The 14,898-nt window shown below is 50.0% G+C and carries 17 protein-coding genes, 1 tRNA gene and 1 other RNA gene (1 of these 19 cut by a window edge); 11 read left to right on the forward strand and 8 right to left on the reverse strand.

What is annotated here, in order from left to right; all coding sequences use genetic code 11:
- The 5 genes from MTCT_RS05915 to hisE all read left to right on the forward strand — a co-directional run.
- A protein-coding gene (locus MTCT_RS05915) for a radical SAM protein (protein WP_048175815.1) crosses the window boundary here: on the forward strand, window positions 1-49 show its 3' portion. The gene continues 953 nt to the left of window position 1, outside the view; 49 of the gene's 1,002 nt are visible here — the last part of the coding sequence; its start codon lies beyond the left edge, outside the window; its stop codon occupies window positions 47-49.
- A gap of 66 nt (window positions 50-115) precedes the next feature.
- Window positions 116-1,465, forward strand: a complete 1,350-nt coding sequence (gatB, locus tag MTCT_RS05920) for an Asp-tRNA(Asn)/Glu-tRNA(Gln) amidotransferase subunit GatB (protein WP_010876897.1) — start codon at window positions 116-118, stop codon at window positions 1,463-1,465.
- A gap of 5 nt (window positions 1,466-1,470) precedes the next feature.
- Window positions 1,471-1,716, forward strand: coding sequence for a DUF504 domain-containing protein (locus tag MTCT_RS05925; RefSeq protein WP_010876898.1), 246 nt, complete (start codon window positions 1,471-1,473; stop codon window positions 1,714-1,716).
- On the forward strand, window positions 1,713-2,522 hold the full coding sequence (locus MTCT_RS05930; RefSeq protein WP_010876899.1) for a CBS domain-containing protein: 810 nt from the start codon (window positions 1,713-1,715) through the stop codon (window positions 2,520-2,522). The genes MTCT_RS05925 and MTCT_RS05930 overlap by 4 nt, the downstream gene beginning before the upstream one ends.
- Window positions 2,512-2,802, forward strand: coding sequence for a phosphoribosyl-ATP diphosphatase (hisE, locus tag MTCT_RS05935; RefSeq protein WP_048175816.1), 291 nt, complete (start codon window positions 2,512-2,514; stop codon window positions 2,800-2,802). The genes MTCT_RS05930 and hisE overlap by 11 nt, the downstream gene beginning before the upstream one ends.
- A gap of 57 nt (window positions 2,803-2,859) precedes the next feature.
- Here the strand turns inward: hisE and MTCT_RS05940 are convergent, their stop codons facing one another.
- Window positions 2,860-3,435, reverse strand: a complete 576-nt coding sequence (locus MTCT_RS05940) for an N-acetyltransferase (RefSeq protein WP_048175817.1) — start codon at window positions 3,433-3,435, stop codon at window positions 2,860-2,862.
- A 334-nt stretch (window positions 3,436-3,769) separates the two neighbouring features.
- Between MTCT_RS05940 and MTCT_RS05945 the strand changes: the two genes are divergently transcribed.
- Window positions 3,770-4,111 carry a helix-turn-helix domain-containing protein gene (locus tag MTCT_RS05945; protein WP_048175818.1) on the forward strand — a complete coding sequence of 114 codons (342 nt, stop codon included), beginning with the start codon at window positions 3,770-3,772 and terminating at the stop codon, window positions 4,109-4,111.
- A 15-nt stretch (window positions 4,112-4,126) separates the two neighbouring features.
- Here the strand turns inward: MTCT_RS05945 and larB are convergent, their stop codons facing one another.
- The gene (gene larB / locus MTCT_RS05950; protein ID WP_048175819.1) at window positions 4,127-4,876 is read right to left on the reverse strand and encodes a nickel pincer cofactor biosynthesis protein LarB; all 750 of its coding nucleotides are present in this window, start codon (window positions 4,874-4,876) and stop codon (window positions 4,127-4,129) included.
- 73 nt (window positions 4,877-4,949) lie between these two features.
- Between larB and hypF the strand changes: the two genes are divergently transcribed.
- Complete coding sequence (gene hypF / locus MTCT_RS05955; RefSeq protein ID WP_048175820.1) at window positions 4,950-7,247, forward strand: carbamoyltransferase HypF; 2,298 nt, start codon at window positions 4,950-4,952, stop codon at window positions 7,245-7,247.
- A 35-nt stretch (window positions 7,248-7,282) separates the two neighbouring features.
- Here the strand turns inward: hypF and MTCT_RS05960 are convergent, their stop codons facing one another.
- Window positions 7,283-7,786: an ArsR family transcriptional regulator gene (locus MTCT_RS05960; RefSeq protein ID WP_048175821.1), complete on the reverse strand. Its 504-nt coding sequence runs from the start codon at window positions 7,784-7,786 to the stop codon at window positions 7,283-7,285.
- Window positions 7,787-7,893: 107 nt separating this feature from the next.
- Here MTCT_RS05960 and MTCT_RS05965 point away from each other — a divergent pair, with 107 nt between their 5' ends.
- The 3 genes from MTCT_RS05965 to dnaJ all read left to right on the forward strand — a co-directional run bounded on the left by MTCT_RS05965 (window position 7,894) and on the right by dnaJ (window position 11,489).
- Entirely contained in the window at window positions 7,894-8,418 is a 525-nt protein-coding gene (locus tag MTCT_RS05965; protein ID WP_048175822.1) for a nucleotide exchange factor GrpE, read from the forward strand.
- A gap of 14 nt (window positions 8,419-8,432) precedes the next feature.
- Window positions 8,433-10,277 (forward strand): molecular chaperone DnaK, encoded by a 1,845-nt coding sequence (gene dnaK, locus MTCT_RS05970; protein WP_048175823.1) that lies wholly within the window; start codon window positions 8,433-8,435, stop codon window positions 10,275-10,277.
- An 81-nt stretch (window positions 10,278-10,358) separates the two neighbouring features.
- The gene (gene dnaJ / locus MTCT_RS05975) at window positions 10,359-11,489 is read left to right on the forward strand and encodes a molecular chaperone DnaJ (RefSeq protein ID WP_048175824.1); all 1,131 of its coding nucleotides are present in this window, start codon (window positions 10,359-10,361) and stop codon (window positions 11,487-11,489) included.
- Window positions 11,490-11,674: 185 nt separating this feature from the next.
- Here dnaJ and rnpB read toward each other — a convergent pair.
- The 4 genes from rnpB to MTCT_RS05990 all read right to left on the reverse strand — a co-directional run bounded on the left by rnpB (window position 11,675) and on the right by MTCT_RS05990 (window position 13,015).
- Window positions 11,675-11,974: RNase P RNA component (gene rnpB, locus MTCT_RS09110), an RNA gene on the reverse strand.
- A 30-nt stretch (window positions 11,975-12,004) separates the two neighbouring features.
- A tRNA-Met gene (locus MTCT_RS05980) sits at window positions 12,005-12,079 on the reverse strand.
- 39 nt (window positions 12,080-12,118) lie between these two features.
- Entirely contained in the window at window positions 12,119-12,586 is a 468-nt protein-coding gene (locus MTCT_RS05985) for a hypothetical protein (RefSeq protein ID WP_048175825.1), read from the reverse strand.
- Window positions 12,587-12,601: 15 nt separating this feature from the next.
- The gene (locus MTCT_RS05990) at window positions 12,602-13,015 is read right to left on the reverse strand and encodes a hypothetical protein (protein WP_048175826.1); all 414 of its coding nucleotides are present in this window, start codon (window positions 13,013-13,015) and stop codon (window positions 12,602-12,604) included.
- A gap of 82 nt (window positions 13,016-13,097) precedes the next feature.
- On the opposite strand from MTCT_RS05990, the gene map reads away from it, so the two are divergent.
- Window positions 13,098-13,988, forward strand: a complete 891-nt coding sequence (gene map, locus MTCT_RS05995) for a type II methionyl aminopeptidase (protein WP_048175827.1) — start codon at window positions 13,098-13,100, stop codon at window positions 13,986-13,988.
- A gap of 63 nt (window positions 13,989-14,051) precedes the next feature.
- Here map and frhB read toward each other — a convergent pair whose 3' ends face one another.
- Window positions 14,052-14,897 (reverse strand): coenzyme F420 hydrogenase subunit beta, encoded by an 846-nt coding sequence (frhB, locus tag MTCT_RS06000; RefSeq protein ID WP_048175828.1) that lies wholly within the window; start codon window positions 14,895-14,897, stop codon window positions 14,052-14,054.
- Between the last annotated feature and the right edge of the window lies 1 nt (window position 14,898).

Here is a 14,898-nt window from a genome sequence, read left to right on the forward strand (position 1 = left end):
CATAGACAGATATGTTGAGGGGTGTCTGAAAAATCTTAAATTGCTTTAAGTAAATGATGATAATAATATACTCTGAAGTTCACCGGATCATAAAAAGGGAGGAATAACCATTAAGATGAAATGTGGTCTTGAAATTCATGTTCAGCTTGACACCAGATCAAAACTCTTCTGCAGGTGCCCCACAGATTACCAGGAAGCCCCACCAAACACCAACATATGCCCGGTCTGCCTCAACCAGCCCGGGGCCAAGCCATACCCCCCAAACAGGAGCGCCCTTGAGGGGGCACTTAAAATTGCACTCATGCTCGATTGCAGGATAAACCCTGAGATCACCTACTTCATGCGTAAGCACTACAACTACCCGGACCTCCCATCCGGGTATCAGAGGACATCCATACCCGTGGGACTTGAGGGTGAATTGAACGGTGTGAGGATCAGGGAGGTCCACATCGAGGAGGACCCGGGCCAGTACAAGCCCGACCAGGGAACCGTGGACTTCAACAGGTCAGGAATCCCCCTCATTGAAATAGTCACAGAACCCGACATGACCTCCCCTGAGGAGGCCAGGAACTTCCTCAGGGAACTCATAAGGGTCCTCGAGTACAGTGGCTGTGCACGTGGGGAGGGTACAATGAGGGCCGACGTCAACATATCCCTTGAGGGTGGTAAAAGGGTTGAAATAAAGAACATAAACTCAATTAAGGGCGCCTACAAGGCCCTGAAATTTGAGATGATCAGACAGAAGAACCTCCTGAAGAGGGGTGTTGAGGTCAAGCAGGAAACAAGGGCCTTTCTTGAGTCGCAGATGATAACTGTTTCAATGAGGCTCAAGGAGGAGGCAGAGGACTACAGATACATACCTGACCCGGACCTTCCGCCAATGAAGTTCACGGATGAAGTGGTGGAGGGTCTGCGGGAGAGGATACCGGAAGCACCCCACCTGAAGGTGAAGCGTTTCATGGAGGAGTACGGCCTGAGGGAGGAGGATGCAAGGGTCCTCACATCAGAGCTGGAGCTTGCAGACGCGTTCGAGGAGGTTGCTGGCTCAATAGACCCTGAATTTGCTGCCCTGTGGATGAGGGATGAACTGAAAAGGGTCCTTTACTACAACAAGATAAGCTTTGCAGAAAGCATGATAACACCAGGGGATATCATCGAGCTTCTCGCCATGATCAGGAAGAAGGAGATAACAAGCAAGGCAGCCAAGAAGATCATAGAGGAGATGCCACTGAATAAAAAGGGTCCCCGGGAGATAGCGACCGAAATGGGACTCATAGGCATCATAGATGAATCGGAAGTCATAAGGGCCGTTGAACAGGCCATAAGAGAGAATCCAGGGGCTGTTGAGGATTACCATGCCGGTAAGGAGGCAGCCATAAATTTCCTGGTTGGTCAGGTCATGAGGATGACCCGTGGTAAGGCTGAACCCGAACGCACCGTTGAACTGATAAAGGAACGGATCTGAGGTGTATGGCCAAGAACGTCCTGGATCTTCTGATGTGGCATCCGAAGTGGGATATTGAAAGATGCAGGATAAGCTACCTCCACAGGGGTGCCTGCAGGAACCTTAAAACAATCAGGGGCTCCGACATAGAAAGGCTTGAGAGGGGCTTCATGATACTGAGGGATGGGAGCTCCATCCCATACCACCGTGTGGTGAAGATAGTCTGTGATAACAGTTTCATCTGGAAAAAACAGAAGAAGGGAATAGGATGAGCAACAAGGCACTTGTAAGGGACTACATGACCCGGGACGTTATAACGGTATCCTCAGATACTTCAACTGCTGAGATAATCAAACTTATGAAGGAAACAGGGCACGATGGGTTCCCTGTTAAGGATAACGGTTCTGTGATCGGGATGGTGACGGCCTTTGACCTTCTGATAAAACCGTGGGTTAAAACCGTCTCAGAGATCATGTCAAGGGATGTTGTTGTGGCTGACCAGGACATGTCACTCAATGACGCCGCAAGGGTGATGTTCAGGATGGGCATCTCCAGGCTACCTGTTATAAACAAGGAGGGTAAGCTTGTTGGAATCATAACAAACACCGATATCGTGAGGTCCCACATCGAGCGTTCAACACCCATGAAGGTCAACTACTTCAAGAAGACCCTGGAACAGCTCTATGGTGTTAAACCAGAGGTTAAAAGGATGAAGGTCCCAATCGAGAAATTGAGGCCAACCCAGAACAAGGTCTATGCCGATGAACTCCAGGGCAGGACCTATGAAATTAAAAGGGGTCTTGCAGAGCCCACAATAGTTGTTAAGACAGGTGAAAGGTACGTCCTCATTGATGGTCACCACAGGACCCTCGCATCCTACAGGCTCGGGTGCAAGGAGATAGACTCCTATGTCATAGATATAAAGAAGGATATGAAGCTGGGTATGGAGAAGACAGCTGACCTCAATGGTGTTCACACCCTGGAGGACATAGAGGTCATAGATGACGCCCAGCACCCACTGATTGCGATAACGACGAGCATGAGAAAGGCCATGGCAGGTAAGAAGAATGGTAGATGAGGGAATTTTAAGGGAAGTATACCGTGTGCTTGAGGATCGGAGGGACAGACCCATTGATTCATACACTTCACGCCTCATGAGGGATGATGATAAAAGGGCAGAGGATAAGATCCTTGAGAAAATAGGGGAGGAGGCCGCAGAGGTCATAATAGCATCAAAGAATGATGAGAACCTCGTGGAGGAGGCAGCCGACCTCATATTCCACACTCTGCTCCTGCTGGTATACAAGGGCGTGCCCCTTGACAGCCTCCTGGAGGAGTTTGCTGCAAGAAGAAAATAGGGAAAGACAGCTCCAACGATAGAAGCAGAACAGGAAATGGAATAGGCTGGTGGAAACTCAGATAAGAGATAATTCCATGCGGTAGAACATTCTGTTTAAGATTTTTATTCCGCTTTCGTCTTTGATTCTGAAACCGAATTTCCTGTAAAGTTTGAGGGCCGGTCTGTTGCTCTGTGCAACATCAAGGGTGAGTCTCTCAAGACCTTCCTCCTCTGCTATTTTTCGTGCCTCCTCGAGGAGTCTGAACCCCACCCCCATCCCCCTTGCTCCCGCTGAAACTGCAAGGGATGAGATATAGAGATCACCCTCCCCCAGGTCCAGTGTGCTGAGGGAGTCAATTAAATCCATTGCAGAGAACCTCAGGAAATCCAGGGGGCCCAGACATCTTATCAGATCCAGCCTACTGATCTCTGCGCCCTTAAGTTCATAGACCAGTGCCCCAATAACCTCCGGCCCCCTGGATGCCAGTACTATCCTGTCAGGATCCAGGTACAGTCCGTAGTCTATAAGCTTTTCTATTATCAGATCTGGCTCAGTGAAGAACCAGTCAAATAGCTGCCTGTCCGACTCATATATGAGGTGGCTGACACTCCTTCTGGATGATGGTGTGGGCTTGAATGGGTGCACTCTCATGGTATCCTCTTTATGAGAATCAGTGGATTTTTATGATTTTAAGTCCAGGTGCATAAAAATTTTGTCAAAATGAAGGGGGTTATGAAAAATGAGGGGTGTTAGAAAAGGAGAATTTACTGCTCTGCGTCGAGCATTTCGCCGTATTCTATCTCTATCTGACAGCCCTTTGGACCGCAGCAGAAGTGCTGTAGATCAAAGCTTACAAGCATGGTTTTCACCTCTCAACCTTCTTTACTATAGTAAAGTAACTTAATGTATTTAAATCATGTAGTTACACAAAATGTATATACTTACAATAAGTATACCATGTTACAAGGAGTATAGTGGTGATGACATGGGAGATGATGAATACCTCTGTTCAGTTGAGGTCGCCGTCAACGAGATAGGTGGTAAATGGAAATCACTGGTCCTCTGCACCCTGAAGGATGGTAAACTCCGCTTCAGTGAAATAAACCGGAGGATCCCAAAAATAACACAGCGGATGCTCACAAGGACACTCCGTGAACTTGAATCCAGTGGACTGATAAACAGAAAGGTCTACCCTGAGGTGCCCCCCCGGGTGGAGTACTGCCTCACAGAGAAGGGAAAATCCGTCATACCCATACTGGACGCCCTCTGCGAATGGGGTAAAATGTACGGGTCCCAGCAGGAGAATTCAGGTGAGAAAGCCCCCTGAAAGGGCTGCGGGGAGCTAGAGACTGCATGCCCTCAATATCTTAACCGCCAGAACAGCCGCCCCGAATCCATTGTCTATGTTAACAACCCCTATGCCGGGCGAGCATGACTGGAGCATTGATTTAAGCGCCACTGACCCGCCCTCACCCACACCGTAGCCAACAGAGGTTGGAACCCCTATGACTGGTACATCAACAAGTCCTGCAACCACTGAGGGAAGAGCACCCTCCATACCTGCAACCACTATGAGGGCCTTAACCCCTGATTCATGCATCCTCCTGAGTGGGTCCAGGAGCCTGTGGAGGCCTGCAACACCAACATCATAGGCAGTGATGACCTCACAGCCTGATTCCTCTGCAACCACCCTTGCCTCCTCTGCAACGGGTATGTCCGATGTCCCGGCAGAGAGCAACCCTATCCTTCCAATAAACTCAGGGTCTCCTGACCTTGCAGCGAGCACCCCTGCGGTCTCATGGTACTCAATTCTTCTATCAATATCCCCGAGTTCCTTCAGTATCCCTTCAGCCCTATCAGGTGGGAGTCTGGTTACAAGCACATCCCCCACAGCCTTCACAATATTAACTATATCCTCATCACTCTTGCCTGGAGCGAATACTGCCTCTGGAAATCCTGTTCTCTTCTCGCGGAATATGTCAAACCTCACCCTATCCCCCAGGCTCAGCTGGGCTGATTCAATGGCCCTCTCAGCTTCCTCCAGTGATATCCTTCCCCTGAGTAGTTCCTCAAGAATTGATCTTACCGGCATCACTACCTAATTTATAAGTACATCAATATAATCTTAGCATAGGAGAACTCATGCAAACTCAAGGTAGATAGAAATGTACCGTGCCCATCTCACAGTGGAGGGAATAGTCCAGGGCGTTGGCTTCAGGCCAGCGGTCTACAGACTTGCAAATGAACTCGGCCTCACGGGATACGTGAGGAACATGGGGAACATGGTGGAAATAGCCCTCGAGGGTAGCCACGAAGGCATTGAAGAATTCATTGAGAGGCTTAAGAAAGATAAGCCCCCCATTTCAAGGATAAACAGTATAAAAAAGGAAATTTTTGAGGTCAATGAGGCATCATTCGCTGAATTCAGTATAAAGGAGAGTTCATCCAGTTCCTCGGGGACATCTGTAATACCCGCGGATGTCGCCACCTGCAGCAGCTGTCTGGAAGAGATGATGGATGAGAATAACAGGAGATACCTCTATCCCTTCACCGCCTGCACAGACTGCGGGCCCAGGTTCACCGTTATAGAATCCATTCCCTATGACCGTGAAAGGACCAGCATGCGTGATTTCCCTCTCTGCAGCTCCTGCATGGAGGAATACCTCAACCCCCTCGACAGGAGGTACCATGCAGAGGCCACATGCTGCCCCATCTGCGGTCCAAAGCCCTTCCTGTACAGGGACGGGATCCTGAAGACCCCTGACCCCATTAAAATGGCGGCAGAACTCCTTGATGATGGCAGCATACTTGCAGTTAAGGGTATCGGTGGTACGCACCTCGTCTGCCGTGCCGATGATGATGAGGTAGTTAAAAGGCTCCGTTCAGGGCTCGGAAGACCAAATCAGCCCTTCGCATGCATGTCCCCTGACCTCGAATCCATAGAGTCCTATGCATCCATATCAGACGTGGAGGAGGAAGCCCTCACCTCAAGAAGGAGGCCCATCGTTGTCCTGAAAAAAAGCCGGGACTACTGCCTGGCCCCCTCGGTTGCACCGGGCCTCCATAACATAGGGGTCATGTTACCCTACTCTGGTCTTCACCATGTCCTCCTGAGGTACACAGAGGCGCCGGCCTATGTGATGACATCTGCAAACAGGCCAGGGGACCCCATGTTCATAGAGAACACTGAGATCATAGGGGGCCTTCAGGGGATAGCAGATTACTTCCTGCTCCATGACCGAAGGATTGTGAACCGCTGCGATGACTCTGTTGTCCGTTTCAGGGGTGGTGAAATGGCATTCATAAGGAGGTCCCGCGGATATGCCCCTGAACCCTACGAGATCCCCCATGTTGCCGGTGACGTCTCGGCAATCTGCCTGGGACCGGAACTTGACGTTACATTCTCGGTGCTGAAGGGTGGTCAGTGCTATGTCTCCCAGCACATAGGCAACACCTCAAGGTATGACACCCTCCTCTTTCTTAAGGACGCTGTGGATTACCTCATGGGCATAACCGGGACAGAGGATGTTGATGTTATAGCCTGTGACCTGCACCCCCAGTTCCTCACAACATCCTATGCTGAGGAACTCGCCAGCAGGTTCTCTGCAGAGGTCCTGAGGGTCCAGCACCACCACGCCCATGCCCTTGCCCTGATGCTTGATGCGGGTGTCGATGAGTGCATATGCATAGCTGCAGATGGTGTTGGTTACGGTGATGACGGCACATCATGGGGTGGTGAGATACTCCACTGCCATGGTTCAGATTATGAGAGACTGGGGAGTCTGATGCCCCAGAGGATGCCGGGAGGTGACCTTGCGACAAGGTACCCTGCACGGATGCTCCTCTCCATGTTGAGGGGACGCTATGAGGGGGACCTCCAGGAGCTATTCAGTGAGAGGTACTCTGACTATTTCCCCCACGGCGAGAGGGAGATCGGTGTGGTGATGAGGCAGCTGGAGTCCGGGCTGAATACAGGTATAAGTACAGGCACCGGGCGTGTGCTTGACGCCATCTCAGCAGCCCTCAGGATCTGTGGTGTAAGGACCTATGAGGGTGAGTGTGCAATGAAACTGGAATCCGAGGCCTTCAGGGCCTCTGAAAAGCTGAACATGCCCTTTGAGGTTAAAGAAAAAGGTGGGAGGTACATCCTGGACACATCAGCCATCCTGCTGGATGTCATGGAACTTATTGATAGGGGTGAGGATAGATCAGAGATAGCCCATGCCGCCCAGAAAGCCGTTGCAGAGGGCCTTGCAGAGATGGCGGTACTTGCAGCAGATGATGCTGGAGTGAAGTGTATCGGTGGAACCGGTGGCGTGTTCTATAATGAGGCCATAAGCCTCGCTGTGAGGGATTACGTCACAGAGAGGGGTTACAGGTTCATCCAGCACAGGAATTCCTGTGCAGGTGATGGCTCAGTTTCCCTGGGACAGGCTGTTGCAGTGGCCCTCAGATACCGTTAGCACCATCAGTCCATATAAATAAGGTGGGGGTCATGTCACTCCATTTTCCTTCGAATCTCTGCTTCCATCAGCAGGTCCTCGGCCCTCCTCTTAAGGTGATCATAGAGCCTTATGAGGTTCTTTAACTCCTCAACTGCCTCCCATTGACCCCTCTTTATCTTATTTTCAATGTTGAGGAGTCTGGACCATTCATCCCCGGGAGGTAGCTGCTTCCTGTTCAGGAGGTCATCCATGACGTCAACCCTGAAGGTGTTCCTGTTTATTGTTATGCTGACATGGATGTCCCTTGAGATGTCATAATACTTACGGGGCCTTCCCCGCTCTATTTTCCTGAAGAAGGAGCTCAGGATCCCTGCCTCCTCCATGGCCCTCAGGTGCTCTATTATGGCCTTCTGCCCTATATCCAGCTCCCGGGATATCTCACTCACGAACCTTGGCTCCTCACGCAGGAGGTTTATGATATCCCTCCGGGTCTTGCAACCCATGACGTCAAGTATAACTTCCATGTTCTGGTTTTCAGTGGATTTTCCGCTCATCATGTAGACTATGTCGAAAGGTTTATATAACCTTTTGTAAGTATAATAGCTATAAGGTTATAGGTAACCTCCGGTAACTTTAATTTCTGTAAAAAATCAAAGGTGAACTGATGTGCGAAGATAAAAAAACTGATTCTAGGTCCCCACAGGAATGCCAGAAGGAACTTGAGGAACTCAGGGAGCGTCTTAAAGATTTAGAGAACGAAATCGAAAAGAAGGAAGAGGAAATCAGGGAGTACACCTCCCACCTCCAGAGACTCCAGGCAGATTTCGATAACTACAAGAAACAGATGAAAAAACAGGAACTCGAAATCATAAAAAACGCCAACGAAAGGCTCATACTCAAGCTCCTGGATGTCTACGAGGACCTCGAAAGGGCCATTGAAAATCAGGACAGCAGCATGGATGGTCTTGAGGTCATCTACCGGAAGTTCAGAGACACCCTCACAAAGGAGGGCCTCAGTGAGATACCTGCAGAGGGGGAGAAATTCGACCCCTTCCTCCACGAGGCCGTTATGGTTGAGGACCATGACGGATATGAGGATGGTGTCATCATCGAGGAGTTATCACGTGGTTACAGACTGAACGACCGCATAATAAAGCACTCAATTGTTAAGGTATGTAAGAAAAGCTGATTTGAGGTGATCACATGGCAAAGAAAGAAAAAATTCTCGGTATTGACCTTGGAACAAGTAACTCTGCAGCCGCAGTTCTAATAGGCGGTAAACCAACCATCATACCCAGTGCAGAGGGTGCATCACAGTACGGTAAATCATTCCCAAGCTGCGTGGCATTCACAGAGGACGGACAGATGCTGGTGGGTGAACCTGCAAGGCGCCAGGCAGTCACAAACCCGGAGAACACCATAACAGCCATAAAAAGGAGTATGGGTACAGACAGGAAGGTTAAGGTCCACGGCAAGGAGTACACACCACAGGAGATCTCAGCATTCATCCTCCAGAAGATCAAAAAGGATGCCGAGGCATTCCTGGGAGAGGAGATAAAGAAGGCAGTGATCACTGTACCTGCCTACTTTGACGACAACCAGAGGACAGCCACAAAGGACGCCGGGACCATCGCCGGTCTTGACGTTGTGAGGCTCGTCAACGAGCCAACAGCCGCAAGCCTTGCCTACGGGCTTGACAAGGAAGACGAGGACATGGTCATAATGGTCTTCGACCTCGGTGGAGGTACACTGGACGTTACAATAATGGAGTTCGGTGGAGGGGTCTTCGAGGTCAGATCAACCAGTGGTGACACCCAGCTCGGCGGAACCGACATGGACAATGCGATAATGAACTACCTTGCCGAAGAATTCAAAACGGAGACCGGCATAGACCTCATGGAGGACGACCAGGCGGTCCAGAGGTTGAGGGAGGCCTCTGAGAAGGCCAAGATAGAACTATCAACAACCCTGACAACCGAGGTGAACCTCCCATACATCACCGTGGCCCAGGATGGACCAAAACACCTCATAAAGACAATAACAAGGGCCAAACTGGAGGAACTCGTTGACCCGATAGTCCAGAAATGTGCAGGACCCATGGAACAGGCACTCAGGGACGCCGGAATGACCAGGGAGGACGTTGACAAGATAATACTTGTCGGCGGACCCACAAGGATGCCCATCGTCCAGAAATTCGTTGAGGACTTCATAGGAAAACCCGTCGAGAGGGGAATAGACCCCATGGAGTGCGTTGCCATGGGTGCAGCCATACAGGGAGGTGTCCTTGCCGGTGAAATAAAGGACCTGGTACTTCTCGATGTAACACCACTGTCCCTCGGTATAGAGACCCTCGGAGGAGTCTTCACCAAGCTAATAGAAAGGAACACCACCATACCCACCAAGAAGAGCCAGATATTCTCAACTGCAGCGGACAACCAGACATCAGTGGACATCCACGTCCTCCAGGGTGAGAGGCCAATGGCCGCAGACAACACAAGCCTTGGAAGATTCCAGCTCGTGGGCATACCACCAGCGCCCCGTGGAGTGCCCCAGATTGAGGTGACCTTCGACATTGACGCAAACGGTATACTGAATGTATCAGCAAAGGACCTTGGAACGGGTAAGGAACAAGCCATAACAATAACAGCTCCAAACAAGCTCTCCGAGGAGGAGATAAAACAGAAGATAGAAGAGGCCAAGAAACACGCAGAGGAGGACAGACGAAAACAGGAGGAAATCGAAATAAGGAACAACGCAGATTCAATGATCTACACTGCAGAAAAGACCCTGGATGAACTCGAAGACAAAGTACCCGCCGAGAAGAAGGAAGAGGTTGAGAAACAGGTCAGGGAACTCAGGGAACTCATAGCAGGAGACGACATCCAGGCAATAAAATCAAAGACAGAGGAGCTCACAAAGACGGTCCAGGAGATCGGAGCAGTTATATACCAGCAGGCAGCACAGCAACAGGCAGGCAGCACAGCCTCCGAGGGTGAAGACAGGGGCGGCGATGATACCATAGATGCAGACTTTGAGGTCAAGAACTAGCCCCCAACCCCACATTTTTTTATTCTTGATAAACAATTAATTCCTAGTAGACTGTTTCTAGAGTATACCAGGTGAAAATCGATGGCTAAACGTGACTACTATGAGATCCTCGGTGTGGATAGGGGTGCGGATAAGAAGGAGATAAAGAAGGCCTACAGGAGACTCGCCAGAAAGTACCACCCTGACGTCAGTGATGACCCTGATGCAGCCGAAAAATTCAAGGAAATAAGCGAAGCCTACGCAGTCCTCTCTGATGATGAGAAGAGGGCGAGGTACGACCGCTTCGGCCATGCTGGTATGGATGGCTTCAGTCAGGAGGATATATTCAACAACATCAACTTTGAGGACATCTTCAGCGGCCTGGGATTTGACATTGGAAACATATTTGACATGTTCGGATTTGGTGGAGGAAGAAGGCACGGCCCACAGAGGGGCGCTGATATAAGCTACACCCTGGAGATAAGCCTTGAAGATGCCTACACTGGTCTTGAAACCGATATAAAGGTTCCACATACAAAGAAGTGTCCGGTGTGCCATGGCAGCAGGGCTGAGCCAGGCACCGGTACAATGACCTGTCAGACCTGCGGTGGCAGCGGACAGGTGCGGCAGGTGAGGAACACCATCCTGGGGCAGATGATGAACATAACAACGTGCCCCGACTGTCAGGGTGAGGGTACAGTAGTTGAGAAACCCTGCAGTAACTGTAACGGTAAAGGCGTTGTCAGGAAGACCAGCACCATCCATGTGAAGGTCCCTGCAGGTGTTGAGACAGGATCCCGGCTCAGGGTCCCCGGTGAGGGGGAGATGGGTCTTCGTGGTGGAGAACCAGGGGATCTCTACGTGGTTATCAAGGTCAAGCCCCACAGCATTTTCAGGAGGGAAGGTGCCAACCTGTACACCGAGAAGCCCATAAGCTTCGTCCAGGCAGCGCTGGGTGACACCATCGAGGTCCCGACCCTTGACAGGCCAGTGAAACTGAGGATACCCGCAGGGACCCAGAGCGGTACAACCTTCCGTGTTAAGGGCCACGGGATGCCCCATCTCAAGTGGAACGGCTACGGGAACCTCTACGTAAAGGTCAAGGTTGTGACACCAAGAAAGCTGAGCCCCAGGCAGAAGGAACTCCTCAGGGAATTTGCAAGTATCAGTGGGGATGAGATCCACGAGGATAAGGGCTTCTTCGATAAGGTGAAGGATGCCATAATCCACTGAATCTCCTATTTTTTCGAATTCATGACCTCTGACAGAATCAGTTAGTTCTGAAGAGAGAACAACAGCTCCATCGCGCCTGCGAAAAAATCAGTTAGTTCTGGAGAGCTATGCAGGGATACTGATTTCCGTACCCCCTCAGGGGCTCTTATTGGATCACAGTAATTGAATATAATGATTGAAACCGGGCATGCCGAGAGTAACCCACCTTCTGTTTCGGCAGCATTCATCTGGGCGGACTACCTCTGCCTCCTACAGTAATCACCGGCAGCATTTGTCCTTGCATCCCGTGGAATGGCCGTTTCACCGGTCCTCCTGATGTCAGTCTGCTCCTTTGAGGGTGAAGCTTCATTATCATCCATCAGGAGACGTGTCGTTTCTGCTCCAGGGTCCAGCCTCTCAGCTGATGCCTCACGGCACCACGGTTCTGTATGATGGGTGGAGTTTCCTCAGCCCCTTGAGGGACCGTCAGCTGCCCTTCGGCTTGCCCGGTAAATAATCATGAAAATTAGAACTGATAGCGGGGCCTAGATTTGAACTAGGGATCTCGGGGTTATGAGCCCCGCGGGATCACCAGACTACCCCACCCCGCTAAACATTAGATTTGTTATTTCAATATATAAAGGTTGTGGTCAGTTCTTTTCCTCCTTTTCCTCAAGCCTTCTGAGCCTCCTGTCAAGAGACTCGAGTTTCTTATTGGTGTGACCCCTGTACTCGTTGAATCTCTGCTCCAGTTCATCTATGTTCCTTGATACAAGTTCAAGCCTTTTCTCAAGTTTAGATATGTCATCCATGGTTGCAAGTGACCAGTCCTCTATGAGTTCATCGCTCTTCTCATTGAGGAAGGCGTCTATCTTGTTTGAGATGACATCCGTGCTTATGGGTACCTCCCTCACCTTGCCCATTATCCTGTCACTCACATCTGACATCTTTTCTCCAACACCTGCCATGTAACCTTCCCTCCCTTCGGCTGTGCCTTCACCAGCTCCATATATCCTTGTTACGGGCGCTATGTTTCCTGATTCCATCAGGTAGTAGTATATGAGGACTACTATCGCCCCTGCAAGTATCAGAATTGCAAGAAGCTCCACCGGTCCCACTTTAAAACCTCCCCATTACTTTTTCAGCCTGGAATTCATCTCCGCTTCCTTCTTCTCAAGTTCCTTAAGCATCTTTTCGAGTTTCTTGAACTCTGTCTTGGCCTCAAGAAGGGCCAGTCTCTCACTTATTTCACTCTGGAGATAACCCACCTCATGCATTATCTCGGATGTTTTCTTCCTTATGGATGCCAGTTTATCCTGCTTATCCTTGGGAAGGGGTATCGTTGTCTCCATCAGACGCTTTGCATGAAGGTCATTTTCAACAAGGGTTATCTTCTTGAGTTCAATCTGTTTTTCAAGAAGCATGATGTCGTTCTGGGATTCCCTCACCCTCCTCCACTGTACAGCCACGATAATCACAGTTATAAAACCTAGGATAGATATTATAAGCCACAAAACATTCTGAGGTACCGTTGCCGTGGTCGCCATATACTGCCCCCTTGCATAGTATTATCTACTGTATATATAACTCCTTATTTAAATAAATAGCAGAACAGGATCAGTGATAAAGATGATCGAATCATACTTGAAGGCAGGTAAAATTGTATCAAAGGTCAGAAGGGAAGCCGCGGGGATAATAAGGGATGGCTTGCCCATAATAGAACTCGTAAATTACGTGGAGGATCGTATAATTGAGGAAGGTGGTAGGCCAGCCTTTCCATGTAACGTATCGGTGAATGAGGTAACGGCCCACTACACCTCTCCACCAGGCGACGATAGTGTAATAGGTGATGGTGACCTTGTTAAGCTGGACCTGGGCGCCCATGTGGATGGATTCATAGCCGACACCGCCATCACGGTGCCTGTGGGGGATGTTGATGATAAATGCCACCAGATGATGGACGCTGCAAGGGAGGCCCTTGAGAATGCCATTTCAACCATAAGGGCCGGTGTTGAGGTTGGAGAAATTGGACGCGTGATCGAGGAAACCATTCACTCCCATGGCATGAACCCTGTTTCCAATCTGACCGGGCACAGCATGGAGCGCTGGATACTGCACTCAGGACTATCAATACCCAATATCAATGAAAGGAACACTCATCAGCTGGAGGAGGGGGACGTCCTGGCGATTGAACCCTTTGCCACGGATGGTGTGGGCCTTGTGACGGATATGCCGCAGACCTACATATTCCGGTTCCTCAGGGAGAGGCCCCTCCGGCTTGTACATGCCAGGAGGGTCCTGGGTAAGATACGGGAGGAGTATCACGCCCTCCCCTTTGCACAGCGGTGGCTTGAAGAGTACTTCGATGCAAAGAGACTTAATGCCTCCATGAGAATGCTGATACAGTCAAGGGCCATATACCCCTACCATGTGCTGAGGGAAAAGAGCGGTGCAATGGTCGCCCAGTGGGAACATACAGTCATTGTTGAGGAGGGCGGCTGCACGGTTATAACAGAATAGTTAACTTGAGGATGCAGTTGAATGGACTGAATGTTCTGAAAAATAGAAAATTTAGGGATGGGATCAGTATGGTGTTGGTAATCCCATCTCTTTCCTTGCAGCGATGTTCTTCTCTGCCTTTTCCTTCTTCTGTGCAGAGAGTTTTTCAAGAAGTCCCAGGCCAGGTTTGACTTCCTCTATTGGTTTGGTCTCGAATATACCTGCCTCAACAGCCTGCTTGAATATTGAGTCCCCTGAATCTGTCCTTGTTATGACTGTTGACCAGCCATCCGGTGATCCCACTGAACCTGTTGATACGTCTGCCAGCTCAGCCACATAGTCCTTGCAGATCTTGCATCCTGCCTGTTCGTATCCATGGGTCTCCTTGAGTGGGAGTGTGTAGACATCATCCTGGGTGTAGACCCAGAATTTTCCTTTACCTATGTCCATCTTCTCAACGAGCTCCATGTTTAATCCGAGTTTCTCACAGATGAAGGTCTGCAGTGATGTGTATGGGAAGTTCTCCATGCAGTAGATACCGACCAGGAGTTTTATCTTATCTGCAACAAACCTGACACCGAATGGGTAGGTCTGGGCCTTCCTTATACCCATGGTCTGGCAGGGTATTGCAACTGTACCCAGTTTCTCTATACCGTACTGCCTCACTGCCTTCTTGAGCATCAGGACGTTTGGTGAGAATGTGTACTTGGTACCTGCAGCCGCCTTGAGTTCATCTGAGGTCATGGCGACCATTGGTTCTGGCTTCCAGAACTCCTTTCCGGGTCCTGCAACAACTGCGCCTTCGATTATGCCCTCGTCAAGGGCATATGCTAGAAGACCTGTAACTATTCCTCCATCCTGGGCTAACTTCTGAATCTCTCTGTCAGTTGATCTGGCGGAAACTATTTCCTTGTAAGTACCTAAAACCATT

Source organism: Methanothermobacter sp. CaT2, assembly GCF_000828575.1.
GTDB lineage: Archaea > Methanobacteriota > Methanobacteria > Methanobacteriales > Methanothermobacteraceae > Methanothermobacter.

Excerpts from the sequence above, each read along its gene's own strand:
- map (WP_048175827.1), top strand. The coding sequence starts at position 13,098 with ATGATCGAATCATACTTGAAGGCAGGTAAAATTGTATCAAAGGTCAGA.
- MTCT_RS05965 (WP_048175822.1), top strand. The coding sequence starts at position 7,894 with ATGTGCGAAGATAAAAAAACTGATTCTAGGTCCCCACAGGAATGCCAG.
- frhB (WP_048175828.1), bottom strand. The coding sequence starts at position 14,897 with ATGGTTTTAGGTACTTACAAGGAAATAGTTTCCGCCAGATCAACTGAC.
- larB (WP_048175819.1), bottom strand. The coding sequence starts at position 4,876 with ATGCCGGTAAGATCAATTCTTGAGGAACTACTCAGGGGAAGGATATCA.
- hypF (WP_048175820.1), top strand. The coding sequence starts at position 4,950 with ATGTACCGTGCCCATCTCACAGTGGAGGGAATAGTCCAGGGCGTTGGC.
- gatB (WP_010876897.1), top strand. The coding sequence starts at position 116 with ATGAAATGTGGTCTTGAAATTCATGTTCAGCTTGACACCAGATCAAAA.
- MTCT_RS05925 (WP_010876898.1), top strand. The coding sequence starts at position 1,471 with ATGGCCAAGAACGTCCTGGATCTTCTGATGTGGCATCCGAAGTGGGAT.
- MTCT_RS05930 (WP_010876899.1), top strand. The coding sequence starts at position 1,713 with ATGAGCAACAAGGCACTTGTAAGGGACTACATGACCCGGGACGTTATA.
- MTCT_RS05960 (WP_048175821.1), bottom strand. The coding sequence starts at position 7,786 with ATGATGAGCGGAAAATCCACTGAAAACCAGAACATGGAAGTTATACTT.
- MTCT_RS05990 (WP_048175826.1), bottom strand. The coding sequence starts at position 13,015 with ATGGCGACCACGGCAACGGTACCTCAGAATGTTTTGTGGCTTATAATA.
- dnaJ (WP_048175824.1), top strand. The coding sequence starts at position 10,359 with ATGGCTAAACGTGACTACTATGAGATCCTCGGTGTGGATAGGGGTGCG.
- dnaK (WP_048175823.1), top strand. The coding sequence starts at position 8,433 with ATGGCAAAGAAAGAAAAAATTCTCGGTATTGACCTTGGAACAAGTAAC.
- hisE (WP_048175816.1), top strand. The coding sequence starts at position 2,512 with ATGGTAGATGAGGGAATTTTAAGGGAAGTATACCGTGTGCTTGAGGAT.
- MTCT_RS05945 (WP_048175818.1), top strand. The coding sequence starts at position 3,770 with ATGGGAGATGATGAATACCTCTGTTCAGTTGAGGTCGCCGTCAACGAG.
- MTCT_RS05940 (WP_048175817.1), bottom strand. The coding sequence starts at position 3,435 with ATGAGAGTGCACCCATTCAAGCCCACACCATCATCCAGAAGGAGTGTC.